Raw genomic sequence first — 26532 nt, forward strand, 5'->3', positions numbered from 1 at the left:
GCTAGGTGCTGCCTTGGGAACAGTATGCCTGAACGTATTCTCGTTGCTGACGATAATGAAGCGCTAAGCCAATTGCTCGAACTTATTTTAGTTGAGCATGGCTATGAGGTTACTCTGGCCAACGATGGCAGCGACCTGTTAGCCAAGGCCCAACTGCATATTCCCGATTTGATGATCGTTGATATTTTGATGCCCCGGATCGATGGTTACGAGGCGATTCGCCAATTGCGCAACGATACGCGGCTGGCGCATATTCCGATTATTGTTTTGACGGCGCGCACGGCAATTGAAGATGTGGTGACGGGCTTTGAATTGGGCGCTGATGATTATATCGTCAAGCCGTTTCAAATGCCCGAATTGCTGGCGCGGGTGCGTGCCCAATTGCTGCGGGCGACGCGGCGGCCAGTGCTCAATCCACTAACCGGCTTGCCTGGCAATATTTTAATCGAAGAAGAAGTGAACCATCGTTTGCGCCAAGGCCAAGCTTTTGCCCTGTTGTACCTTGATTTGGATAATTTCAAGGCCTATAACGATAGCTATGGCTTTGCCCGTGGCGATTTGGTGATTAAACTGCTGGCCACCATTTTGAGCGAAATCAAAGCCGAGCACAACGACGAGGGCTTGTTTATTGGCCATATTGGTGGCGATGATTTTGCAATTATTACGCTTGCAGATCAGGTTAATGCCCTCTGCGAAGATGTAATTCGGCGCTTTGATCAACGGATTTTGACGTTGTACGACCCAAGTAACAGCAATAAACCGGTGCCAATCCAGACTCTTTCGGTTGGAGTGGTTTTGCATCGGGGCGATGTGCCACAAAGCTATCACGATCTCAGCCGGATTGCTGCCGAAATGAAACGGGTCGCCAAACAACAAACCGGCAGCGTGTATGTGGTTGATCGGCGCTCAAACGCACAGAGCATTGAGCAAGATCAAGATCGGCGCAAACGTGGCCCAACCATTGGCTTGCTGGCCCAAGATGCGAGCTTGGTTGATATGCTGAGCGATCTGCTTCAGCAACAATCGTTATTTGTGGTTACCGCTGAAAGCGAGTTTATGCCAGATGCAATCGTGCTTGGCTATCGCGATCGCTTGCCGAAAGTCCCTAAACATTGGCAAGGCTTGCCACAAATTAGCCTGAAAATTGAGCAATCACACGATGAGCAACGCTTTGCCCAGCTTCAAATTCAGACCAATTTGAAGCCGACCATTCCTATTCACGAGTATCTTTCGTTGGCTTTGCACTTGGTGCGGCTGGAGGCTCGATGATCGGATGGATTTTCGTTCTGTTGTTATGCGGGCTTTTTGCCTATAACCTCTATCGAACTGGCCATGTGCAACGCTTGATTGCAATTCGTCAACGCCGCCAAACGCCGCGGCCTAGTGGTGCTATGGCTCCAACGCTACGTGCCCGCGATTTGCGTACCCAACGTTCGTGGGCGGTGCGTGTTCGCGATGAAGTCCAATCTCGTGGTCGTATGGGCGTTGTTATTTTCTTCCTGATTATCTTGGTTGCTTTTTTTGGTAGCTTAAATCTGTTGGGCTTTTTTGGCAGCCAGCCAGTTGCAAGCAGTCGGGCGCGGGTGATTCTCTCGCCATTTACCAATAATGCTGGCCAGCCCGCCCAAGAAGGCTTTGCTGCCGCAACCACGATGGCTCAAGCGTGGCAGGCGCGTTCAGCCAATTTACAATTTGCTGTGCTCAAAACGCCAATTGCCGATGCCCAAAGTGCTTGGAGTTTGCCCGATCGCCCCCAATACGATGTGGTGATTTGGGGTTCAATTGTGGCTGGTGGCGATGCCAATAGCGCCAGCATCGAGCCGCAATTGCTTTGGACTCCGCGTCAACCTTTGCCCCACGATCGCGCTTTGGGCCTGCGCGAACGCCTGATTTTGCCGCTTGTCTATAGTTTGGCTGATCAGCCGTTTAATGCCCAAGCCCTGCTTGGCGAAATTTTGGTTGTACTCGATCTCTATCAAGTTGGCGATTACGATCAAACAGTGCAAGCAATCAACAGTTTGCTTGATCGCTATGCTGTCGATGGGCCGCTGCGGCCTGATTTGCTCTTGGGTATTCGTGGCTCGATTGCTGCTTTGCAAGAGCAATGGAGCCTTGCCGAGGGCGATTTTCGCCGCGCATTGGAAACCGCCGATAAAGCAGAATACTGGAATAATCTTGGGGTGACGTTGCTTGAGCAAGGCCGTTTTTCCGAGGCCACTCAAGCCTTTAATAATGCGCAAGATCGGCTGAAAGGCACCAATAGCGACCTTACCGCGCTGCATCTGAATCGTGGTATTTTGGCCTTGCGTGGCGTTGATCCGGCAGTGGCGGTCGGCGAATTAGCCTTGGCAGTCAAGCTGAATCCCAACGGCATTAGTAATAAATTGGCCTTGGTTGAGGCCCAATTGCAGGCCAATCAACTGGCCGAGGCGATCGAAACCATCAATAATCTTAATGGCTATGCCAGCGACGATCCGTTGGTGCAATTGATGACCGCGCGGGTTCAGATGGCCCAATTGGTCAACAATGGTGATCAGCCGTTGTGGGAATTGGAAATTGTGCCGCCTTTATCGCGCGAAACCTTGACGATTGTGCGCCAACGGCTCGATGCTGCGGTCGTTACCCTTGAAACGATTTCGACTCAACAACGCCAAATTGCTGCCCGCGATGATGCCGCAGGCTTGCCTGAATCGGGGCGGGTGCATGAAGCGCATTCGCGCCAAGCCTTTGAATTGCTCAACCAAGTACGCTATTGGCAGGCAGTGGCCATGACCGAAGAAGGCATTTCGGCCTCGGTTGAGCCAAAAGGCCGTTTGCGTGGCATGTGGGATGGCATGTTTGGCGATGATCCACCACTTGAGCTTGCCCAAGCAGTGATTGATCCACTCGCTAAAACCCAAGACCAGAATTATGCAATTTTGATTCAAGCAGGCCGCGTACACCGGATTTTGGGTGAGCCAAAAACTGCGATGGATTATTACACCCAAGCCACGACCTTGAACGCCAATCGGCCTGAGGGTTGGTATGGCTTGGCGATTACCCGTTTCAACACCGAAGGCCCAAGCCCTGAGCGCAATCAGGCGGTACGCGATTATTTGCAAAAAACCTTGGCTGCCGCGCCAAACTTCACGCCAGGCTATATTTTGGCTGCACGCTTGGAAACGCGCGATAAACAATGGGCCGCAGCTTTACCCTATCTGCAATGGATTGTTGCCAATCGCCCAGATAATCTTGGGGCGCGGATTACGCTTGGCACAACCCAACGTGAGCTTGGGGCTTTGGCAGAGGCCGAAGTCACTTTATTGCCCTTGGCCAATGCCAATAACAGCACGGCCTTGGTCGAATTAGGCAAGGTTTACGCCCAAGCTGGCCAAGATCAAGCTGCTGAAGATATTTTCTTGCGGGCCTTGAACGTTGATGCTAACAATGCCAGTGCTGCCTATGAAATTGGGCGTTTGCGCCAAAATCGTGGCGATTATGCTGGAGCCGAAAAAGCCTATCAGGTTGCGACCCAAATCAATACCGGCTATGTTGAAGCGCATTTGGCTTTGGGCCAGCTCTATGCTCGCTATCTCGACCAGCCCGATAATGCGGTCGCTGCCTATCAGCGGGCAATTGATGCTGGCGGCGAAGATCCACGCAACTTCGAGGATATGGGCCGCGAATTTATAGAGATTGGGCGGTATAGCGAGGCCGCTGATGCCTTGGAGCAATCGGTGCGCTTAAATCCGAATGTGCCCGAATCGCGCCATTATTTGGCCCAAGCCTACCTTGAGCAAGGCCGCTTTGAGGCTGCCCGCGAGCAGGAACGGGCAGCGATTGCCCGCGATGCCGACGGCGTATATATCGAGGCCCAACTTGGCATTGCCGAGAGTTTTCGCCGCGAACGCCGCTTCGACGAGGCCATTAGTGCTTATAACGAAATTCTGGATAACGATTCGACGATTATTCCTGCCTATATTGGCTTAGGCCGCACCGCCGCCGATCGCGGCGAATGGCAAGGGGCGATTGGCTACTACAATCAAGCCCTTGCCCGCGAGCCAAATAGCACAAATGCCCATTTTTGGCTTGGCCAAGCCTTGGTTGAGCAAGGTTTCTACGAGCGAGCGCTTGATGAATTTAATCTTGTGCTCGCAACCGACCAGAATAATGTCGAGGCGTTGTTTGGGGCTGGGCGCGCCTATAGCAATATGGCGATTAATAATTATGCCTATGATCCAGATCAAGCTGCTAAATATGATGCTGAAGCACGACGCTTGCTTGATCGGGCCTTGAGCTATCGGCCCAACGATGGTCGCGCCTTATTTGAGCGTGGCAAACTTAACGAGCGCCAAAATCAACTAGCGGCGGCGATTAGCGATTATGGGCGGGCAGCGCAAATCGATACCCAAAATAGCGAAGCGCTCTATTTGCAAGGCAAACTCTATTTGAGCCAAAACAATTTGCAAGCAGCAGAAGAGGCGCTTGATCAATCGGTGCGGCGCAATCAAAACGACCCGATGGCCTTATATTGGCTTGGTCGAACCTATCGCGCCCAAAATCGCACCAACGATGCGATTAAGGCCTTTGAACGGGCATTAGCGGTTAATGGCAATTTCCACGAAGCCCGTTATTATCAAGGCTTGACCGCCGAAGAATCCAACCAGCTTGATCTGGCGCGCGAGGCCTATAAGCTGATTAGCCAACAAGCCAGCCCCGATGATCGCTGGCGCTTGCAAGCAGAAGAACGGCTACGCGATTTGGGCCAATAGTTGATCCACGAAGCGCACGAAGGTCACGAAGGTTTCGTTTTTAGCCACGAAGCGCACGAATCGCACGAAGCACGGAACCGCGGAGGACGCGAAGAGCGCGAAGGTTTAGATTTTTCGCCACGAATTGCACGAATTATCGTTATTTTCGTCACAGATGCCACAGATTTTCTTGATGGTGTTCTGCTAGCCCAACGCCTAACGCCTATAGCCTCACTTCCTTTGCGCCGCTGTGTTAAAGGATTGATTCACGAAGGACACGAAGAGCACGAATGCTCATTGGTTTAGACCCAGATTATAAAGTTATTCAGAATAGGATTAATGAGATTTTATTAATAAGGTTTTTATTATGTTAATAAAAGATAAAGAAATTAGAGAAGCATTATTCCTTGATATATTTTTTGAAGATATTGTAAATTACGATTTTTTTATCACAATGATTAGGTCTGCAATCAAGGTTGATACTAGTACAGCAAAAGTTGTTTTTCATAAATATATATTACCAAATATTCAAAATATGCTTGAAAAGAATTTTATTAGATATTTTTATAAATATAAGAAAATAAATAATAATGACAATTGGATATTGAGGTCTATAAGAAAATATCCATTAGGTGATGAATATTATGAATCTTTATTTATATTATTTCAAAATAGATTTTCAGATTTTAATAAACAAAGTAATTTGTTTTATTTTATTGATGAAAATTATAGTTTATATGAAAACAAAGATGATAAGATGAATTTCTCTCCTATTGAGGAAATGCAACTAAAAAATGAAGACGATTTCATACTACAAAATTATCAAATCGATCTACGCAAGAAGGCTATCAAAAATATAACTATTAGACAAGGACAGCCCGAATTTAGAAAAAAGTTAATAGAAGTATTTGATGGCAAGTGTGTTATTACGGAATGTAAATTTCTACCTATTCTTGAAGCTGCGCATATTTTACCTTACAAAGGAATTCATACTAATATTTTATCAAATGGTTTATTGTTAAGATCAGATATACATAACCTCTTCGATCAAGGTTATATTTATATCGATTATGAGAGTTTAAAAGTCCATATTGCTATCGAACTGTATAAATCTGAGTATAACCAAATGCACCAATTTCAAGTAATTGATCCTATTAGGAATCGTGTTCGTATATCAAGAAATGCGTTGAGAATACATCAAGAATGGGCAAAAAGTATGCATAAATTTGAATAAACTCTTGATTATTTTTAGAGCAGCGGAACTGCTACGCGATTTGGGGCAATGATCCACGAAGCGCACGAAGGGCACGAAGGTTTAGATTTTTCGCCACGAATTGCACGAAAGGCCCTAGGCTATAGGCTTGCGGAAATTGCTTGGAATCCACATGATCAAAGCCAATAGCCAATAGCCTCATTCCCTCTGCGCCTCTGCGTTAAAGCCTTTCTTCGTGTTCTTCGTGGTTAAAAACAGCTTTTTGATTTTTGCCTTCTGACTTTTGCCTTTGCCTTTTGATTTTCCCTTCATCCCTCATCCTTCATCCTTCATCCTTTCCAAAACTGTGGTATAGTAATAACGCAGTGCGTCATCCTCGATCCGACGCAAAATCATAGAAGGAGATCCATCAATGACGATGCAAGAGCATACCAACGATCCCGCCTTGGACTTCTACCAATTTGATTTGCTGTTAACGCCTGAAGAGCGCGAAGTCCGTGATCGGGTGCGCAGCTTTATGCAGCGTGAAGTTAAGCCAATCATCAACGAATATTGGGAGAAGGGCGAATTTCCGTTCGAATTGATTCCCAAATTGGCTGAACTCAAGGTCTGTGGCGGCACGATTCAGGGCTATGGCTGCCCAGGTTTATCGAGCGTGGCAACCGGCTTGGTTGCTGCCGAAATGGCCAAGGTCGATGGCTCGGTCTGTACCTTTTTTGGCGTAACCAGTGGCTTGGCCATGTCGAGTATCTATTATTGTGGCTCGGAAGCCCAAAAAGAATATTGGTTGCCCAAATTGGCCTCGATGGAAAAAATTGGCGCATTCGCCCTCACCGAGCCAAATAACGGCTCAGATGCTTCGCATATTCAAACTACAGCGCGGCTTGAAGGCGACCACTATGTGCTCAACGGCGAAAAACGCTGGATTGGTAATGCCTCGTTTGCCGATGTGATTATTGTTTGGGCACGCGATGAAGCAACCAACCAAGTTAGTGGCTTTTTGGTCGAAAAAGATACACCTGGTTTTGAAGCGACCGTGATGCACGGCAAAATTGCCAAGCGCGCGCTGTGGAATGCCGAAATCAAACTCGATAATTGTCGCATTCCCGCTAGCAATCGGCTTGAAAAAGCCCGCTCCTTCAAAGATACTGCGGTTGTGTTGGCCAACACTCGCTTTGGTGTTGCCTGGGAAGGCGTTGGCCATGCCCAAGCTGCCTACGAAATGGCTTTGCGTTACAGTCAAGAACGCAAGCAATTTGGCAAGCCAATTGCTGGCTATCAACTCATTCAAGAAAAATTGGTCAAGATGTTGGCCGAAGTTGTAGCCATGGAATTGACCACCTGGCGCTTGAGCGTGCTGCGCGACCAAGGTTTGATGACCGATGGTCAATCGTCGCTGGCCAAGATGAACAATTCGGCCAAGGCCCGTCAAATTGTGGCGCTGGGCCGCGAAATCTTTGGCGGCAACGGCCTGTTGCTCGAAAACCATATTGCCCGCCATTTTGCTGATATGGAAGCGGTGTATACCTACGAGGGCAGCAACGAGATCAATACGCTCGTCGTTGGACGCGAAATTACTGGTGTGGCCGCCTTCGTCTAAATCGCCATCAATTCGGGTTTTCAATCGCAGGCCACTTGGTCTGCGATTGGGCGTTAAATTGCATCAAATGGCCGATGTTGAATTGGCGACTGTTGGATATGCTCACAGCTTGATAGATTACAGGAGCAGCCAATGTCGATTCAAAATGCCTACAATCAATGGGCCACGAGCTATGATAGCGACCATAACCGAACCCGCGACCTTGATCAGCAATTGATGCGTGAGCTGTTGCAGGGCCAAGAGTATCAAGCAATTTTGGAGTTGGGCTGTGGCACGGGCAAAAATACGCAGTTTTTTAGCACGCTTGGCGCTGAAGTAGTGGCGCTCGATTTTTCAGCAGGCATGCTTGCACAAGCCCGCAGCAAAATCAACGCAAGCCATGTGCACTTTCAGCAGGCCGATTTAACTCAAGCATGGCCAGTTGCTAGCGGCCATTTCGATTTGGTGGTGACGAATTTGGTGCTTGAGCATTTGGCCGATCTCGATCATTTTTTCGCTCAAGCCAGCCAAGCTATGAGTGTCAACGGGCAATTAGTCGTTTCTGAATTACACCCGTTTCGCCAGTATCAAGGCTCGCAAGCTCGCTTCCAAGGCCAAGAAGGTATCATTCAGGTTCCGGCTTTTACCCATCATATCAGCGATTTTTTGCTGGCGGCGGCCAAGGCTGGCTTGCAGTTGAGCCAATTGCACGAACATTGGCATACCGATGATCTGAATCAACCCCCGCGTTTGCTCACGTTGCGCTGGCACAAATAGGCGAACGCTGGCAGAGATTGTGCTAACAATCACCATTAATTGCAGCGCTTGAAACACCACTCCAACCAAGTGCGTAGAAGCGCCAACATACTCTCAGCAGAATCTCAGCTTACTCGCCCCTGCAACTATTCACAAAAGCCCTGAGATCGTCTAGACTGAGCCGACACAATGAATTATTGTGAGGTCTTTTTATATGCAAGATCCCCAGTTGATTGGGCGCATGCTCAATCATTTCAAAATTGTTGATAAACTTGGTCAGGGTGGGATGGCGATGGTCTATCGCGCCTACCAAGAAAACCTCAATCGCACAGTGGCACTCAAATTGTTGCCGCCAGAGATGACCTTTGACCAAAGTTATATTGCACGCTTTCAGCAAGAGGCTCGGGCAGCAGCTGGGCTTGAACATACCCATATTGTGCCAATCTACGAAACAGGCCAAGCTGAAGGCTTTTACTATATCGTGATGAAATACATTGAGGGCAACACGCTCAAGGAAAATATTGAGCAAGAAGCCCCCATGTCGGTCAATCGCGTGCTGGAGTTGCTTGAGCCAATTGGCAAGGCGCTCGATTATGCCCATAGAAAGGGTGTCATTCACCGTGACATCAAGCCCTCGAATGTGATGCTCACGCCAGAAGGTTGGGTCTATTTGACCGACTTTGGTTTGGCACGTGGTGGCAGCAGCGACTCTGGGCTAACCCAAATTGGTACGGTGATGGGCACGCCTGAATATATGTCGCCGGAGCAGGCGCAAGGCTTGGCAGTGGGTGCGGCCAGCGATTTGTATTCGTTGGCAATTATGGCCTATGAAATGCTGACCAAGCAAATGCCATTTGTGGCCAATAATCCCCAAGCAGTGCTGTTGGCGCGGGTTATTCGGGCACCGCGAGCACCAAGCGATTTGGTGCCAACGATGCGTTCGGCGGTTGAAGATGTGTTGATGAAAGCTTTGGCACGCACGCCCGAAGCACGTTATGCAACCGCTGCTGATTTTTTTGAGGCCTTGCGCCAAGCCAACAATGGGGCGCAGCCAAACATTCCTGCAACGCCAGCCTTTGTGCCAAACCAACAACCACAGTATGCGCCAACGCCAAGTTACCCAGCAACTCCGATGAGTAACCAACAGGCGGCTGTGCCACCCTATCAGCCAACGCCGCTGAGCAATCAGCAAATTCGGCCTAGCTACCCAAGCAATCCAAGCAATCAACAAGTGCCAATGTACAACCAATCGCCGTATGATGGCTATGTGGCGGCTAATACCCAAGCTACCAAGCCAGCGATTATGCCGGTAACCGGCCAAACCGTGCAGTATCATCAGCAGCCAATTAGCCAACCAAGCCTGGCGGCCTATGCGCCACCCGCTTCGGCCCAGCCCAACAAGCAAAAAATGACGATCTGGATTGGTGTAGGCGTTTTGTTGTTAATTGCGGCAGTCGTAGGCATTATTTTGGCCAATAGCAGCGATGCCGAAGATATTATTGCCCAAGGCGATGCAGCATTTGAACGGCGTGGCGGCTTGATCGAAGCGATTAATCTCTACAAAGAAGCAACCGCTGCTGATGATGAGAGCTTCGAAGCGCACGAAAAACTGGCGATTGCTTATCTGATGCGGGGCCAAACACCTGATGCAAATGAGGCTATTCGCAAAGCAATTGCGCTTGATGCGAATCAAGCGAGTGGTCATGCGTGGCTCAGCCAAGTGCATTCAGATAATCGCCAGCATAATGATGCTTTGGCCGAGGCCGAAGAATCAGTACGCTTGGATGGCAATAATCCGTTGGCCTATGTAGCGCGGGCCACTGCTCGCTCTGATGTTGGCAACGAACTTGGCGATAGCGATTTGCTCAAGCAAGCCTTGGCCGATGCCGATAAATCGATTGAGCTGGCCGCCAATCGGTCGCGCTTTGAACAAGCCATGGCCTATAGCGCCAAAGGCTATGTGCAGTGGGTCGTCTATCAAGACGAAACCAGCCGCGACGCGGGAGCTGGCAAAGAATATGTCGTCGATGGGATTGATAATTTCAATCGGGCGATTGGTTTGCAAGAACAATTGCCGTTGCTGCGCAATAATATTGGCTATTTTTATGCAGAACAAGGGCGAGTTGCGCTCTACTTGGGCGAATCGGATACCGCTGAGCAGCGTTTTGCCAAAGCCTATCAATCATTCGACGATGCTTTAGCGCTCGACCCGAATTATGGCTTGGCCTTTGCAGGCAAGGGCTGGACGCAAATTTACGAACGCAAATATGAAGAAGCGCAGCAATTTTTCGATCAGGCGCTTGAGCGTAATCCCAAAGATGCTAATGCATTGAATGGCCGCGCGTTGACCAATTGGTGGCTTGGCCGCAACAATTCGAGCGACCCGCAGAGCGATTATGAGGCTGCGATTCGCGATTATGAGGCTGCTTTGGCAGGCGCACCATCGTGGCTTTCGGTCTATGTTGATTTGGGCTATGTCTATCTTTACGACACCAAAGATACCGATAAAGCGCTTGCAACCTTCAAAAAGGCCTTAGAGCGCGATCCCGATTACCCAAATGCGATTGCTGGGCTAGCTGATACCTACTATGAAACCCGCTATTATGATGAGGCCTTGAAGCTCTACGAACAAACAATTGACCTCAAGCCCGATTTTGCGACCGCCTACCTCGGCAAAGCCAATGTCTTGTACAATAGGAAAGATTACGATGCGGCAATTGATCAATATAGTACCGCACTCGAATACGATTCCTCGCTTAAAAACGCCTATATCGGCAAAGCCTATTGCTACCAAGGCAAAGGCAATATCGAAGAGGCGCGCAAAGTGCTCGAAGATGGAATCGATTCGGTATCGTATAATGATCAATCCGAATTAAAAGCTATATTGGATAAACTAAAATAATGCGAGCATTGATTCTTACACTTCCAGCAGTTATCATGTGCTGCGGCATCATTTGGATGGCCGCAGCAACTACGTTTTTCGCCAATCGTTCTGGTCGGGTGGCCGACCTGCGCAAATTATTTAGCCAGATGAGCCTTGGCATTGGAGCGGCGTTTTTAGTTTGGGCAGGGATCGTGATTATGCTCGATATTGTTAAAATTGCCTATCCAACGGTTTTTGCAATTGTTGGCGCGATTTTTCTGTTCCAAGGTTGGGCATTTAGCCGTTTCAAGCTATTCTAAACCTATCAAGGAGCCTGCTATGGCGGTTGTATCATTGATCGAGCTTGGAAACCCATTGTTACGCCAGCCAGCAACTCCCTTCGCCGACCCAACTAGCCCTGAAGTGGCGCGGATTTTGAATGATATGCGCGATACCTTGACCAATATGCGCCAACGCATTGGCTATGGCCGAGGTATTGCTGCCCCGCAAATTGGTGTGCTCAAACGCCTGATTCTAATCGATACTCCTGAAACAAATTTGGTTTTGGTCAACCCACGTTTTGAGCGCTGGAGCCGCGAGGAAGACGAGCGCTATGAATCGTGTTTTAGTTTTCCTGGCATTTGGGGGCTGGTGCAACGCCCGCTTGGCGTAACCGTTGTCGCCTATACCCTGGCTGGTGAAGAGCAACGGATCGAAGCTACAGGCAGCCTCTCGCGAATTATCCAGCACGAAATGGATCATCTTGATGGCTTTGTGTGGCTCGATCGCAACCCCGATTTGCATAGCCTCTGCACCACTCAAGAATATGAAAAACGCTACGTTAGCCGCGAATCACATTAATTGCTTGAGCATGGTTTGGGCTACTTGAGCCGCAAGCTGCGCATGGCGATCATCAATTCCATAGACTGCAATATAGATTGTAATCTCGGCCTTGGTTGCAGCAGCCAATGGCTTGGGTGCATTGCTCCACGAATTATGACCGTTGGCCTCGGTGCGCGAAACATAACCCACCTGATCGCCTGTATCCATCATTAATTTACAATGGCCAAGCCACTCAGGCGCGGCGGTGCAAATGCACTCGTCGGCGGCTTGCAAGGCAGCTTCAAACAGCGCTTGCATCTGGTTGGTTGCTGCAAGTTCGAGTTGTTCAACAATCGTTGCTGCGCCAATTTCTAGCATGTGGTTGCTCCTTTAGCGCAATGGCTCACTAAATGCCCGTAGCATCAAGGTGGTTGCCGCTGGGTCATCGGCAGTAAACGGAATCACTGGTACATCGGGGCGCAAACTGCGAATCTCGGCAGCGACATGCTCCAGTACGCTTGGCTCTACTAAATCGCTTTTGGGCAATACAATCACATCGGCAATATTAATTTGGCCACGCAATAAATCACCTAAGCCATAGCTATCGTGCCACATTTTGCCAAAGCGCACCGGATCGACCAAGGCAATAAAGCGCCAATTGATTTGGCTGATCATTGGGTGTTGCAAACTGGCTTTGAGCAATTCAGGCTTGGCAATCCCACTGGCTTCGAGCAGCAGCCAATCTGGCTCATAATGCTCGCTCAAGCGCTGCACTGTAATTTGCAAAGGCAAGGCCAAATCGCAACACACACAGCCAGCCCGCAATTCGCGCACGGTCATGCCCTGCGATTGCAAATAGCGGCCATCGATGCCGACGCTCCCGCGCTCGTTTTCGATAATCGCCACATACTCGCCCCGATCAGCCAAAGCATTGGCGACCGCCAAGAGCAAGGTTGTTTTGCCTGTTCCCAAAAAGCCAGTTAATACCGCCGCGCGCATGGCCGTGCCCTCCGCTGAATCACCTTGGTATTATAGACCATGTGCTTGGCGAAATGCCGCCTCAGTCGCCGCCAATAATGCCTCGCGCTGCTCCAAGGGCAAGTGATATTCGTGGTGTTTTAGTGTGTCGGCGGGGATTTGAATTACTTGGGCCTGGCTTTTGTCGAGAATCTTAGCCAAAAAATCAAATGCTTGATTCTGATGATCGCCGAGTAATTGAGTTTTGATTACTTCCCAAGCAGCTGCATAGTCTACGCTGGGTAAGATTACTTGCTGATCAACGATTTGCTGATAGTGGCTAAAATCATAGCCATAGTGGTACAAGCGCCAGCCAGGCCAAGGATGCGGCAACAATTGCAGGTTTGCGTTAAGCTCAGCACTCCAGACATGCACAACCTGCTGTTGCAGATCAAGATGCAAACAATCAACTAACTCTTTATGCATCAAACTCAAATCAAATGTTTGATAGATTAAATGCTGCTGTAAACCATCAAAAGCTTGCAGCGGTGCATAGAGCAAATTAAATATATCTTCTTGTAAAGGAAAGAAATACACTTGGCCATCATTAAAACGGATACTGAGCAATGTCGATAACGGTGTAGTCGGCGTAGCCAAATCAAGGTTTGCGACTACTCCATAAGCGAAGCACTCTTTTCGAGCTTCTGATAAAGAAAAGTGTTGACAAAAATCGTGCAAAATTCCAAGATACGCAGCAAAATCGTATAGCTCACTATAGGCCCATTGAATCTTCCAGCCAGGCCATTGATAGCCCATACATTCGATAAAAACTGCTTGGAATGAGAGATTCGATGAAATATAATTGCCGCCAAAGAGCAATACCACCTGCTCAAACGGATCAATCAAAACGCCACCTTCTGCATAGACCGGATTAGTCCATTGATCTGGCTCGCGTTGGGCTTGCAGGCGAATAAGTTTGAGGGCGTGTTCCAGCCCCCAAAAAACCTGAAACGGCAAAGTATTGGCGATCCAATGATCGTAATACAGCTCATAGCCGGTTTCGGTCACGATAACTAAATTGGCGCGATGCCCCATAGTGTTCTCCCTGAACTCATTATTTTGGTTGGTTAATGCAATAAGCCTTCGTCGCGGGCGATTGCCACGGCTTCGGTGCGGCTGCGCGCATTTAACTTGCCGAGCAAATTATTGACATGGCGTTTAACTGTACCGATCGCAATGATTAAACGTTCAGCAATTTCGGCGTTGCTATGGCCCAACGCCAATAATTTCAGCACTTCGATTTCGCGTTCGCTCAGTGGCTCGTTGAGGCTTTGGGCAGCGCTGGCGGTGCTGCTGTGTTGCAGCATTGCAGCCACAATCGCCGCTCGCTGGGCGGCATAGCTCGTGCCTTCGCGTAGCAATTGGGCTAGCACTGGGCCTGCATCAAGCAAGCCGCGCAACGCTCCTTCATGCTCACTGATTGCTAAAGCTTGTTCGAGCTGGGCTTGGGCTGGCTTGGAGTTATTTTGGGCGGCATAGGCTAAGGCTAAGCTCAACAGCCACTCCAACCGATTGCCGCCATATTTGATCGTTTGTTGGAGTAATGGTTGTATCAGTTGAATCGCTTGGGCTGGCTCGTTATTGGCAATCAGCCAGCGGGCATAGGTATTGGCCGCGCCAACCTGCTGCCATTGCCAAACTGTTTGCTGCACGCTTTGCGCCCAGCGCCGCACCGTAGCCAGATCGCCGAGAATCAAGGCCATGCGGGCTTGAGTGGCTTGCACTTCGTTGACAAAGCGCCCAACATTATTGCGTTGGGCAAAATGCAGCGCTTGCTCGATTGAGGCTTGGCTATTGCGCCGCTCGTTGTTGGCATGCTCAACTCGTGCCCGCAAACGATAGCCATCGGTGGCAATATCCAAATAGCCATTAATTTGGGCAATTGCAATCGCTTGCTCGGCGTGCGTTTGGGCTTGCTCAAGCTGGTTCCATTCGTAACAGACTTCGCCTAAGCCAACGTGAATTAAGCCCAAGGCTGGCACTTGATGCCAACCACGCTCGCTGGCTAGCTCGATGCCACGGCGATAGGTTGCGGCGGCTTTGCGCAAATCGCCTTGTTGCGCTTGAATCTGGCCAAGATCGGCAATTGCCAAGAGCATGGCAAAGGTGTTGCCGCTGCGTTGATTGATCGTCACTGCATCGCTGGCCGCCGCCACCGCAATGGTTAAATTGCCAGTTAAGCGCGCCGAAACGGTTAAATTGCCCAGCAAAATGCCGCGTAGCACCAAATCATCGTGTTCGACGAGTTCAAGCGCTGCCTGCGAATGGCGCATTGAATGCTCGATATTATCGCCAAAGCGCAACAACACTGCCTCTATTGTGGCAATTTCTGCTTTGGCGCGGGCTTGCTCGGCTTGAGGCAAGGCTGCAAGCTGGGCACTGGCTTGGTTAAGATGCTCTTCGATGCCCAAAATATCGACGGTCAGCAATTGCGACCAGGCTGCAATTAAGGCCAAATGGCTGGATTGGCTGAGTTGGCTGGCTGGCAAGCGCGCCAACCAATTACGCACGCTCAAAGCCTCGCCACGCATCAAGGCATCGCGGCCAAATTGGGCAATCAAATTGGTGGCTTGTTGATGATCGTTGGCTGCTAAACTATAGCTAATCGCCGTATTCAAATCGTTGTTGGCTGCATGCCAAGCGCTGGCCCGTTGCAAATACTCGGTTGGGGCTTGCGGATCGAGCTGTTGAAGCCGAAAACGCAAAAATTCGGCAAATAAATGATGATAGCGATACCAGCGTCGTTCATCATCGAGCGCGACCAAAAAGAGTTGGGCTGCCTCCAATTGCACTAGCATTTGCGCGCCTGTGCCTGGCTGCCAATCCAAAAGCTGGTCGCATAAAGCTCCGGTCAAGCGCTCGGCGACGCTGGTGGCAAGCAAAAATTCAACCGTCGCTGGGTCAAGCCGATCGAGCACTTCTTCGGCCAAGTAATCGAAAATATAGCGATGACTGCCGCTAAACCCACTTAATAATTGTTGGACATTGGCCCGATCTTTGGCCGAAAGCGCTGCCAATTGTAGCCCAGCAACCCAGCCTTCAGTGCGCTCGGTCAGCCAATCGATCGTTGCTTGATCGGGCAAATCGCTGAGGGTTTGGCGCAGCAATTGGGCAGTTTCAGCAGAATTAAATCGCAGCACGTTGGCATCGATTTCGCTGAGGTAGCCGCGTCCGCGCCAGCGCCCCAACGGCAAGGGTGGCACAGTGCGGCTGGCGATAATCAGGTGCAATTGGGCTGGGAGTTGATCGATAAACCACGCCAGCGCCGTATGCACCACTGGCGTATCGATCCAATGATAATCATCGAGCACCAGCACGATTGGCGCGAGCTGAGCGACGCTAATTTCGTTGATCAATAAGGTTAAGACTGCTTCGATTGCTGGTTGCTGCAAGCCATTCAACAAGGCCATGGCATTGCGGCCTAAGGCTGGTTCAAGCGTTTGCAGGGCGGCAATCAGATAGCGGGCAAAGCGAATTGCATCATTGTCGTTACTATCTAAGGTGAGCCAAGCAACGCGCTGGCGCTCAGCAGCCATTGCACTCAGCAAGGTGGTTTTGCCGCTGCCAGCGCTCGCGGTAATCAGGGTTACGCGCCCGCGAACGGCTAGGCGTTCAAGCACATGCTGGCGCTCAACCAGCGTACTTGGGGTGTGCGGAGCTGCCAATTTGGTCAACAAAACTAATTGATGCAAATCGCTCATAGTGCTCATTTGGCAACATAGACCACCGTAATTTGGTGGTCTATGCTCCTGCTAGAATGGGTTTGATTCGGTCAGAAGGTTATTCCCATTCGATGGTGGCTGGTGGTTTCGAGGAAATATCATAGACCACCCGATTGACTCCAGTGACTTCGTTAACGATCCGACTAGAGACTTTCGCTAACAGTTCGTAGGGCAAACGCGCCCAATCGGCGGTCATAAAGTCCTCGGTGCTGACTGCGCGAATCGCAATTGTATCGGCGTAAGTGCGATAATCGCCCATCACGCCAACGCTCTGAACTGGCAACAAGACCGCAAAGGCCTGTTGGGTAGCGCGATACAAGCCCGCTGCGCGCAATTCTTCAAGGAAAATCGCATCGGCATGGCGCAAGGTTTCCAAGCGCTCAAAGCTAATTGCGCCCAGCAAACGCACGGCCAAACCAGGGCCAGGGAAGGGATGCCGCCAAACCCAATCTTCGGGCAAGCCCAATGCCAAGCCTGCTGCTCGCACTTCATCCTTAAACAACATGCGCAATGGCTCGATGACCTTCAATTTCATATCAGCGGGCAAGCCGCCCACGTTATGATGGGTTTTGATCTTAACCGCCACGTTGCGATCGGGCGCTGTTGATTCGATCACATCGGGATAGAGCGTGCCTTGCACCAAGTAGGCGGCATCGTCGAGGTTGCGGGCTTCGCGCTCGAAAATGCGAATAAATTTTTCGCCGATGATTTTGCGCTTTTGTTCTGGGTCGGTCACGCCAGCCAGCGCGCCCAAAAATTCGTCGGCAGCGTCAACCGTGATCAATTCAATTTGGAAGTGATCGCGGAAGGTGCGCGAAACTTGCTCGGCCTCGCCACGCCGCAACAAGCCGTTATCCACAAAAATGCAGGTCAAGCGCTCGCCGATGGCTTGATGGGCCAACAAGGCTGCAACCGCCGAATCGACCCCGCCACTCAGCGCACAAATCACTTGGCCGCTTGGTGCTTGCTGCTGAATGCGTGCAACTGCTTCTTGGATAAACTGGCTTGGCTGCCAGATCCCAGCGCATTCGCAAATGCGATAGATAAAATTGTGCAGCACTTGCTTGCCATACGGTGAATGCACGACCTCGGGGTGAAATTGCAGCCCATACCAGCGCCGCGCTTCATCGGCAGCCGCTGCATAGGGCGAATTGGGGCTAACCGCAATCGGATGCCAGCCAGCAGGCAGGGTTTCCAAGCGATCGCCGTGGCTCATCCAAACCGAATGTTCGCTGGGAATATCGGCCAAGAGCGGCGATTCAGCAGTAATCGTAATTACGGCATGGCCAAATTCGCGGTCGTTGGATGGCGCAACTTTGCCGCCCAGATGATGAGCCTGCAACTGCAACCCATAGCAAATGCCCAAAACTGGCAAATTGCTGGCCAAAACCCAGTCTGGCAGATGCGGTGCGCCTTCAGCATAAACGCTATTTGGCCCGCCCGAAAGAATCACGCCCTTGGGCTTGAGCGCGGCAATCGTCGCCTCATCGGCATCGAAGCGCACTAATTCGCTATAAACGCCCGCCTCACGAACCCGCCGCACAATCAACTGACTATATTGTGAGCCATAATCAAGCACCACAATTGCTTCATTCTGTGTCATTGTTTCCTCAGTTTGGCACAACAACGGCGTTGTTATTCTGGTTGAGCATACGATGCGGCTAGTTTAACATAGGAATGCAGAAGGTAGAACATAGAACATAGAGCATAGATGTACTGGTACATCAGGTTAACCACGGCTTGATCCTCTCACCCCAACCCCTCTCCCACGTGGCGGGCGAGGGGCTTTAATCGCGTGGTTCTGCCGCACTGCGTGGCGAAAATGCGTGCTCCCCCTCACCCGCGTTTTCGTGGGCGAGGGGGCTGGGGGGTGAGGGGACACGGTTGCCAATCCAATGAACTATTACACATAGAGCATAGGGATGGGGGATTAGGAGATTGGGATTTATGTTGATCCACGAAGGACACGAAGGACATAAATTATATAGCCTTCGTGCCCTTCGTGGATTAAAAATAGTTATTCAACGAGCCTTCCAGCCACACTGTATTCTTGTTGGTTGAAGGCTGCTTGCACGTCCTCGCTGGCGGTTGGAATTAACTCGGTTGTAAGCTCAAGCCGTAGCTGTTCAGTTTGATCGCGATACGGCTTGATCACGATTGTGCGTTGCCATAATGGATCAGTTGCCGGAAAATCGCTGCGTTGGTGTGCGCCACGGCTTTCGGGCCGCATCAAGGCTGCCAAAATCGTGGCTTCTGCGGTCAACAACATCGATTGTAAATCTAAGCTGGCGGCCAAATCGGCTGGGCCAACCGAGCGTTGTTGCGACTGAGAACGCAGTGTATGCAGTTGATCAAGGCTGGCTTCGAGCGTTTGTTCGTTGCGTACCACCCCCGCGCCGTGCCAAACCAGCTGCTGCAATTGATCGATCAGGCTGCGCTGGAAATCGCCTGCTTGCTGGCTAGCCCACGCCAAGCGTTCAGCTGCTTGCTGAATTTGCGCCGCTTGGACTGGCTGCTCGCTGTGTTGGCGCACATATTCGGCAGCATGCTGGCCCGCAATCCGCCCAAAGACCAAAATTTCGGCCAAACTATTGCCGCCCAAGCGATTGGCTCCATGCACGCCAGCGGTTACCTCGCCAGCAGCATACAAGCCAGCAACATTAGTCGCGTGACTGAAGGGATCGACTTTCAAGCCACCCATGGAATAATGGGCGGTGGGCGCAATTTGCATGGCCTCGCGGGTAATATCAACGCCCACAGCTTGAAATTGCTCGACCATCCGTGGCAAGCGTTCGCGAATCAAGCTTGCTGGCATATGGCTAATATCGAGCCAAACCCCGCCATGTTCGCTGCCGCGACCTGCCATAATTTCAGTGTAATTGGCCAAGGCCACGCGGTCGCGGGTCGATAATTCCATGCGTTCAGCATCGTAGCGCTGCATAAACCGCTCGCCATGGCGATTGTAAAGTTGCCCGCCTTCGCCGCGCACTGCTTCAGTTACCAAGGTTCCGGCCAATTCGTGTGGGAAAATCATGCCCGATGGGTGGAATTGCACTAATTCCATATCAGCCAAGTGTGCGCCAACGTGCAAGCCCAAGGCCATGCCATCGCCAGTATTTTCGCGTCGCCGCGACGAGGAGCGTTGATAGATGTGAATATGGCCGCCCGTTGCCAAAATAACGGCGTTGCTTTCAATCACAAATTGGCGTTGATCTGCCAGCCAAAAGCCATATGCGCCATTGACCCGATTGCCAGTGTGCAGCAAATCGCTGATATATGCTCGTTCGAGAATTGGAATTTGGCGGCGCTCAACTTCGCGCATCAAGGCATTAATAATCTCAAGCCCAGTGTAATCGCCAACAAAGCATGTGCGTCGATAGCGATGCGCCCCAAAATAGCGCTGATCGATCAATCCAGTGCTTGTGCGCGCAAATGGCATGCCCCAGGCTTCTAATTCAGCAATTGCTTGCGGTGCTTGTTGGCAGAGCAATTCGACCATGCGTGGGTCGCCGAGCATTCTGCCCTCTTGCAAGGTATCGGCGGCATGAATCGCCCACGTATCTTCAGGATCGACCGTCGCCAAGGCTGCATTAATGCCGCCAGCAGCTAAAACCGTGTGGGCATCGGCTTTTGGCCGCTTACCAACCAACAACACCTTCAAGCCTTGATCGTGCAACTCAATTGCTGCCCGTAAACCAGCCCCGCCTGTGCCAATCACCAAAACATCGCTTGTGTAACGCTGCCGCATAACATACCTCGTTGTGTAGCATGAAGCCTCAGCGCAATCAATCAACGATTGCCCCGTATTGCGCCAAGGCATATAGTTGTTGTTGCTTACTCTACCGTTAACAAATCGCTACGTCTAAGATATGATTGCTCTATAAATCATAGCCTGAGGCTATCACATATTAATCAAGGAGCAACGATGGAATTTAGTCAATTACGCTATTTTGAAGCGGTGGCGCGGTTGGGCAACGTGACCAAAGCTGCCCACGAACAGCATATTGCCCAGCCTTCGATGAGCAAAGCGTTGCAAGCGTTGGAGCAGGAAGTTGGGGTGCAGTTGTTTGATCGGGTTGGGCGTGGGGTTGAATTGAGCGATGCTGGCCATGTGCTACTACCCTATGCGCGGCGAATCTTGGCCGAAATTCAGGCAGCGCGCCAAGCTTTGCAAGCCCGCGCCGATCTGACGGTTGGCCATGTTTCGTTGGGCGTTACGCCAACGGTCGGCACGCGGCTAATTCCGCAGGCCTTGGCGGCTTTCAATCGGCGCTACCAAGGCATTCAACTCGAATTGCACGAGGCTGGAGCCAGCGAGTTGGTCGAATTGCTCAATGCAGGCGTGGTTGATCTGGCGATTGTTTCAGCGCTTGTGCATGGCGTAGAATCGACCACCTTGCTGAGCGAGCCGCTGGTCGTGGCAGTTAGTCAGCAGCATCGCTTTGCTCAGCGTCAGAGTGTGCTTGCTAGCGAGTTACGTGATGAAGGCTTTATCTTGTTTCCGCAGGGCTACGAATTGCGCAATTATACCTTGCAACTCTGCGAGCAAGCTGGCTTTGCGCCGCGGATTGTGCTCGATGGCGGCGAGATGGATACGGTGGTCAGCTTGGTGGCGGCAGGCTTGGGTGTGGCGGTCGTCCCGCAATTAGCTATCGATCAACGCATCGGCTTGCATGCCTTGACGATTGCTGATGGCGGCTTGCACCGCACCTTGCGGCTGATTCGCCATAGTCAACGCCAGCCTTCGCCTGCAGCGGCGGCGCTCCATCAGGTATTGCACGAATGGGTCAGCCAGCATTATGCCCAAGAACCATAAAATGCAAAAGCCCCTCGCCCGCGCCGTGGGAGAGGGGTTGGAGTGAGGGATGAGTTAATCAAATTGGCGTGAAAGTGCTTTGGCTCCTTGGCTCATCCATGGCTTAACCGGCGTGAACTTGAGCACCTCCAACGGCGCAGGAATATAGCCGCCACACAGACGATTGATAATCGCTTCGGCAATAATGCGGGTTGGAAATTGCTTGGCATCCGATGGACGTTGCCACAGCACGCCTAAAGTTTGCTCGCATAAAAAGGCTGCGAATGTGTTCAACACCAATAATTGATAATGCGGATCAGCTCCATAACGACTTGGCCGATTGAACCATGTTTCAAAATCTGCATAATCGGTTTCGTGGCCGCCAAAGCGTTGCAGGCAAATTTCAGTAATTCCAGCTTTGGGTCGCAGCCATGCAGGCGTGCTTGTGCTGGCAAACCATTGCTCAAGGCTTGGCACTATGCCAGCAAAATCCTCTTGAATATGCTGGATGGCGATTAACTCGGTTGGCACAGTTTGTTGATCGGATGCTCGCTGCCAAACCTCGCCAAAGATTGCTAGACATAATTCAATGCCATAGGCTTGATGCAACAACATGCGATGGCGCGGATCGATACAATAGCTTTTGCTACTATCAAACCAATGTTCAATTGGCCAATAATCTTGCCAAATGCCGCCCCAGCGCTGGGCTGCGCTGCGCGCGTGATAATAGGGATGCGACATCAATAACTCCGCCGTTGGCCCTGCCAAAAGGCCACATCAATGGTTTGATGTTGTGCTTCAGGCAAAGACATTACATACAAGTCAGGATCGGTAGGATGCGGCGTGAGCGCATAATTGTCATTAAGCAAGCCTTGGGCTTCCATTTCGTCGTAATCGTAGCTCGTCCAAATCTCGCCTATATGGTTGACAACTGCCTTCGCAACATCCAGCCGATAAATCCCATATTGTTGATATTGGGAGATTGCCTGAAACTAATCAAAATTCATGATGTCCCACACCAAGCGCTCTAATTCTTGGTTGACAAAGCCTGCCCCAAACGATTTGGTTGTGCCATCGGCAAGGGTATAGCTTTGATAGCCAATTTCGCCCTCATCTTCATTATTGTAGGTTGCCCATTCAACGGCAACAACCTGTTCGGCATGGCATAGCTCAAGCAAGCGTTGGCTCGGGTTGCTGGCTGGCGCAATCAAGGCTGTATCGAGTTGGAGCGGCGGGTCGAGCAAGCTACAGCAAATTTCATATAAATCCCAATAATTGAGCAGCCAATCATCCCATGGTTCAAGTAATTCGGTACGAATTTCTTGGGCGAAGCGCTGTGCCATTGCCAAGGCTAGGTGTTGGTTACGAGTTAAGCGGGCTTCAGCAATTTGGGCGATTAAACTTAATAATGGCCATTCTTGAAGGCTTGCTTCGCGTTGATAGAGCTGGATACATTCGCGATCGTTGCTGAGCCAAAAGTGGGCTTCGAAGATTTGCACTTGATAATCAGCATAAGCGCGGCGGTCTGCTTTGGCTGCTTTGTGTAATAATTGCTGATAGAGAGTTTGCATCGCTGCCTGATCGCCTGCTAGCCGATACCAATTGATCCGCGCTGCTTCATAATTTAGCAGATTAGGCTGTTTCTGCGCGACTTGGCGCAAATAATCAGCGGCCTGCGGTTTACGCAAATAATATAAACAGCGAGCAAAATCTGGTCGGTTCAAGCCATAAATTTCGCTCTCGGCTTGGGATTGCTTGTATATTCGTTGCGCAGTATCGAGCAAGCGTTGGCGATTTAAGCGCAGGGTCGGATATGCTAATTGCATAGGTTCTCCACTCAAAGCTAATAACTCTGCTGTGTGCCATTCCAATGCGCCAGATCGACCGCTTGGCGCAGCTCATCGGGCAAATACATCACATACAAATCTTGGTTAACTGGGTGTTGAATGACGGGATGGGGAATTGCACTTGGCTCAAATTCAGCAAAAGCCCGTAAATCTTCATACTCGTAGCTGCTCCAAAGCATGCCTAAATAGCTGATTTGGGCGGTTTGCACATCAAGCCGATACACTCCATATGGTTGCTGGCCCGCAAAAGCGTTAGACCAATCCTCATTGACTACATCCCAAACCAAGCGCTCTAATTCTTGGTTGGCGAGGCCTTGATGAAACGGCGTGCTGCTGCCATCAGCAAAGTGATAGTTACAGAAACCCTCGTCGGCCTCATCGTTGTTGTTGTAGATTGACCATTCGATCGCGACAATCTGGTGAGCTTGCAATAGCGTGAGTAAGCGTTGGGCGGGATTGGCGCTTGGTTCAAGCAATGGGCCATCGATGCTCATAGGTTGTTTGCTCCCACTGACTTACATTGCTGGGCTTGGTTGGCAGCGTTTGAAAGCATGTTCGCCTTTCGCAAATAGTACGCGCTTCGGGCTAGGCCAACGTGCTCATATGTTGCAAGTTGATGCGTAGCTTTCGCTGCGATTTGCTGAAAATGATTGCGTAAACTTTGCTGGTTTAAGCGCAGAGTGGGATATTCAGGCATAGGTCGTTGCTCTCACTAAATCAATCGACCTAGCTATACCACATGCTTGTGTCAAATGCTGTCACACTGTATGCTAGCTGCTTAATTACTGAGGATTTAGGGAGGACTATGCAATGCAACGAATTTTAGTTATTTTCGGCTGTTGGCTCTGGTTGAGTGCTTGTGGTGGCAATAGTCAAACCGTAGTGGTTGCGAATGCAACCCATCAAACCGCCCAACAAGCACCTGAAACAGTGGTGCAATTGTTGGGCGAGTTGAGCGTTAAGCAACGCTATGCTGAAATTGAGCCATTGTATACGCCCAAAGCACGGACTGGCTTTACGATCAATAATCAACAATCTTTTGCTGCTGGCTATGGCGGGCCATTTCGAGTCCATGGGCCAATTTATTCAATGACTCATGAAGCACCTCGCTATATACAGGCCGATTATGCCGCGATCGAAGTTCATTATTTTTTTGATCTTAGTAACACTGTCTCGCAGACGAGCCAGTTGCTGCTGCAAAAAATCGATGGGCTTTGGTATATTTGCCAACACATTGATCGTGAGCAAGCGATTCCAGCGCGTTGTGAATAGCAGCGCGGCACTGTTTAAACGAGTGCCGCGCTGCAAGCGTTATTGGATACTGATGCTTGGCAAGTACACGCGATTTGGCGTACAGCTATCGCTGGCTAAAAAGGCGATTGCCGATAAGCCTAAAACCGTGCCTTGGCTATTTCGCGCCCGCACTTGGACAAAGCAGTGGGCATTATTAACCACACTCGTGCTGGTTTCAAAGCTGGTTTTGGGAGTGGTATTTTGCAAACTCAAGCTTGCACTGGTTGGCCCAGTATAAACCTGATAATCGGCGACCTCGGTCGCGCCATTCCAGCTGTAGTACAAGCTTGTGCTGTTGCCATGGCTTTCGGCCACGAGAGTTGGCGGCCACGTCGGCTGGCCCTGCCATTCGTAGCGTTTGGCTCGATAGCTGACGATTGGCTCGACCGTGGTTAACTCGAAAACTGGCTGGCCAAGCGCATTAAACTCGGTATAGAGCGTACTTGTGCTGCCCCAGCCAACACCTGTATTACCGTTATCAAGCCGTTGGGCACTACCCATGGCCACGCCATAGCGATCGGGATTGGTGCGAAAACTCTTGACCAAACGAGCAGTTTTGTTGATTTCATCGAGCTTATATTCCATGGCCATTGAGAAGGCATTGGCGCTTGGTGGCAAGCTATTCCAATTGTTGTAGAGCATAATATTGCCATTGGCTAAGCGCCGAATATCGTGCTGATGAAAGAAGCGTGGGCTGTTATCGAGAAATTGAAATTGATTGCCCTCGCCCCCAAAACGCCAAATAACCGCTCCCGTTTGGCGATTGATTTTGGTAATTTCATCAGTATGGCGGCTGGAGATCAACCAATGGCCATCAGTATCAACTTCAATCGCATTGCCATGAATATAATCAACCGGCGCGCTGCCCGCCAAACTATGGCTACTATCGCCAACTGGAATATGCTCAGATGAGCGCCACTGAAAAACGACATTGCCCGCCGCATCCAACTCCTGCAGAACTAATTCAGTCAGAATGGCATTTTGTTCGCCACCATACGGGCTTAAATCATAAGGAATATTGGCGTAAATCATAAAAATGGCATGATTATCTGGGGTCAATAACAATTCATGGTAATCGATTTGATAGCCATTGCCAGCTTGATAGCTTGCAACTTCTTGATAGTGTTGATTGAGCACATGATATTTGAGAGTTGAGCTATCGTAATAGGTAAGCAAATTGGGGGCAATTTTGCGAAAATCGAGCAAGAAATCGCCAGCCCCTGCTCCATGATGATAAATCGGCGCGCCAGCGTTATCCAGCATCAGCAAATAGCGATTGGGCGTAACATCGCTGACCCAATCGAATGGGCTAACGAAAATATAGCCAGGTGTGTTGCTGATGGCTAAAGTGACGGTTACTGGCGGAATATTGAAGGGCACGGTGCGCAGCATTTGCATGCCGCCTGTTGGCTGGGCTGAGCTAGTTGGTTTGCTAGCTTGTTCGGCGCGGAGTTGTTGGCTAGGCTTTGGTTGTGCGACCACACGCTCAACGATGCTAAACGACCATTGTTGTTGATCAAGGGCCGCGATTGTCGGGCTAGTGATGCTGACCCGCACCGTTTCGCCAAATGCAAAAGCTGTGGTTGGTTGAAAAATGATGGTGCGTTGATCTTCGGCGAGTACGACTTTGCCTTGATGCAATCCGCTCTGCGAGCCGAACACCTGAAAATCAAGCGTTGCTGCTGCGGCTTTGCTTAAGCGCGGCCCGAGCCGAATTGCAATCGTCGTGCTTGGGTTGACCGTCTTGGCAGATGGCGCTGGATCGCGATATTCGACCATGGGGGCTGCTTGGGCAGGCTGACGAGAGGGAAAACTGAAACTTAGCATCACGATTAGGATGCAGGCGCATCCAAAAAATTGGCGCATTGCTAGCTTTCTCCTTAGACTAAGCACCC

At 50.4% G+C, this 26532-nt stretch carries 20 protein-coding genes; 10 read left to right on the forward strand and 10 right to left on the reverse strand.

The window, feature by feature from the left end; genetic code table 11:
• Positions 1-24: 24 nt before the first annotated feature.
• From JOD20_RS08635 to JOD20_RS08670, 8 genes are all read left to right on the forward strand, one after another.
• Positions 25-1269, forward strand: coding sequence for a GGDEF domain-containing response regulator (locus JOD20_RS08635; protein ID WP_204754880.1), 1245 nt, complete (start codon positions 25-27; stop codon positions 1267-1269).
• On the forward strand, positions 1266-4751 hold the full coding sequence (locus JOD20_RS08640; protein ID WP_204754881.1) for a tetratricopeptide repeat protein: 3486 nt from the start codon (positions 1266-1268) through the stop codon (positions 4749-4751). The genes JOD20_RS08635 and JOD20_RS08640 overlap by 4 nt, the downstream gene beginning before the upstream one ends.
• Positions 4752-5097: 346 nt before the next feature.
• Positions 5098-5964, forward strand: coding sequence for an HNH endonuclease (locus JOD20_RS08645; RefSeq protein WP_204754882.1), 867 nt, complete (start codon positions 5098-5100; stop codon positions 5962-5964).
• A gap of 391 nt (positions 5965-6355) precedes the next feature.
• A complete protein-coding gene (locus JOD20_RS08650; protein WP_204754883.1) occupies positions 6356-7543 on the forward strand; it encodes an acyl-CoA dehydrogenase family protein in 1188 nt (395 codons plus the stop codon).
• A 132-nt stretch (positions 7544-7675) separates the two neighbouring features.
• Positions 7676-8299: a class I SAM-dependent methyltransferase gene (locus tag JOD20_RS08655; RefSeq protein ID WP_204754884.1), complete on the forward strand. Its 624-nt coding sequence runs from the start codon at positions 7676-7678 to the stop codon at positions 8297-8299.
• Between the two features lie 193 nt (positions 8300-8492).
• Positions 8493-11180: a serine/threonine-protein kinase gene (locus JOD20_RS08660; RefSeq protein WP_204754885.1), complete on the forward strand. Its 2688-nt coding sequence runs from the start codon at positions 8493-8495 to the stop codon at positions 11178-11180.
• Positions 11180-11461 carry a hypothetical protein gene (locus tag JOD20_RS08665; protein ID WP_204754886.1) on the forward strand — a complete coding sequence of 94 codons (282 nt, stop codon included), beginning with the start codon at positions 11180-11182 and terminating at the stop codon, positions 11459-11461. Before JOD20_RS08660 ends, JOD20_RS08665 begins: the two co-directional genes overlap by 1 nt.
• A gap of 19 nt (positions 11462-11480) precedes the next feature.
• A complete protein-coding gene (locus JOD20_RS08670) occupies positions 11481-12002 on the forward strand; it encodes a peptide deformylase (RefSeq protein ID WP_204754887.1) in 522 nt (173 codons plus the stop codon).
• On the opposite strand, the gene JOD20_RS08675 is transcribed toward JOD20_RS08670, so the two are convergent.
• The 6 genes from JOD20_RS08675 to JOD20_RS08700 form a co-directional block, all read right to left on the reverse strand.
• On the reverse strand, positions 11994-12341 hold the full coding sequence (locus tag JOD20_RS08675; protein WP_204754888.1) for a hypothetical protein: 348 nt from the start codon (positions 12339-12341) through the stop codon (positions 11994-11996). The two genes, JOD20_RS08670 and JOD20_RS08675, sit on opposite strands and share 9 nt — an antisense overlap.
• 12 nt (positions 12342-12353) lie before the next feature.
• The gene (locus JOD20_RS08680) at positions 12354-12962 is read right to left on the reverse strand and encodes a CobW family GTP-binding protein (RefSeq protein ID WP_110514616.1); all 609 of its coding nucleotides are present in this window, start codon (positions 12960-12962) and stop codon (positions 12354-12356) included.
• 30 nt (positions 12963-12992) lie between these two features.
• Positions 12993-14015, reverse strand: coding sequence for a hypothetical protein (locus tag JOD20_RS08685; protein WP_204754889.1), 1023 nt, complete (start codon positions 14013-14015; stop codon positions 12993-12995).
• A gap of 32 nt (positions 14016-14047) precedes the next feature.
• Positions 14048-16681, reverse strand: coding sequence for a winged helix-turn-helix domain-containing protein (locus JOD20_RS08690; RefSeq protein ID WP_204754890.1), 2634 nt, complete (start codon positions 16679-16681; stop codon positions 14048-14050).
• A gap of 79 nt (positions 16682-16760) precedes the next feature.
• The gene (gene guaA / locus JOD20_RS08695; RefSeq protein WP_204754891.1) at positions 16761-18305 is read right to left on the reverse strand and encodes a glutamine-hydrolyzing GMP synthase; all 1545 of its coding nucleotides are present in this window, start codon (positions 18303-18305) and stop codon (positions 16761-16763) included.
• Between the two features lie 414 nt (positions 18306-18719).
• Positions 18720-20450: an FAD-dependent oxidoreductase gene (locus JOD20_RS08700; protein ID WP_204754892.1), complete on the reverse strand. Its 1731-nt coding sequence runs from the start codon at positions 20448-20450 to the stop codon at positions 18720-18722.
• A gap of 177 nt (positions 20451-20627) precedes the next feature.
• Here JOD20_RS08700 and JOD20_RS08705 point away from each other — a divergent pair, with 177 nt between their 5' ends.
• Positions 20628-21518 (forward strand): LysR family transcriptional regulator, encoded by an 891-nt coding sequence (locus JOD20_RS08705; protein ID WP_204754893.1) that lies wholly within the window; start codon positions 20628-20630, stop codon positions 21516-21518.
• Between the two features lie 54 nt (positions 21519-21572).
• Here JOD20_RS08705 and JOD20_RS08710 read toward each other — a convergent pair whose 3' ends face one another.
• From JOD20_RS08710 to JOD20_RS08720, 3 genes are all read right to left on the reverse strand, one after another.
• Positions 21573-22238: a DUF6915 family protein gene (locus JOD20_RS08710; protein WP_204754894.1), complete on the reverse strand. Its 666-nt coding sequence runs from the start codon at positions 22236-22238 to the stop codon at positions 21573-21575.
• A gap of 251 nt (positions 22239-22489) precedes the next feature.
• The gene (locus JOD20_RS08715; protein WP_204754895.1) at positions 22490-23323 is read right to left on the reverse strand and encodes a hypothetical protein; all 834 of its coding nucleotides are present in this window, start codon (positions 23321-23323) and stop codon (positions 22490-22492) included.
• Positions 23324-23340: 17 nt separating this feature from the next.
• Positions 23341-23838 carry a hypothetical protein gene (locus JOD20_RS08720; protein ID WP_204754896.1) on the reverse strand — a complete coding sequence of 166 codons (498 nt, stop codon included), beginning with the start codon at positions 23836-23838 and terminating at the stop codon, positions 23341-23343.
• 316 nt (positions 23839-24154) lie between these two features.
• Between JOD20_RS08720 and JOD20_RS08725 the strand changes: the two genes are divergently transcribed.
• Entirely contained in the window at positions 24155-24616 is a 462-nt protein-coding gene (locus JOD20_RS08725; protein WP_204754897.1) for a PX domain-containing protein, read from the forward strand.
• A gap of 39 nt (positions 24617-24655) precedes the next feature.
• On the opposite strand, the gene JOD20_RS08730 is transcribed toward JOD20_RS08725, so the two are convergent.
• Positions 24656-26503 (reverse strand): arylsulfotransferase family protein, encoded by a 1848-nt coding sequence (locus JOD20_RS08730; RefSeq protein WP_204754898.1) that lies wholly within the window; start codon positions 26501-26503, stop codon positions 24656-24658.
• Positions 26504-26532 lie beyond the last annotated feature (29 nt).

The sequence above is a fragment of the Herpetosiphon giganteus genome (assembly GCF_016907925.1).
Classification (GTDB): Bacteria; Chloroflexota; Chloroflexia; order Chloroflexales; family Herpetosiphonaceae; genus Herpetosiphon; species Herpetosiphon giganteus.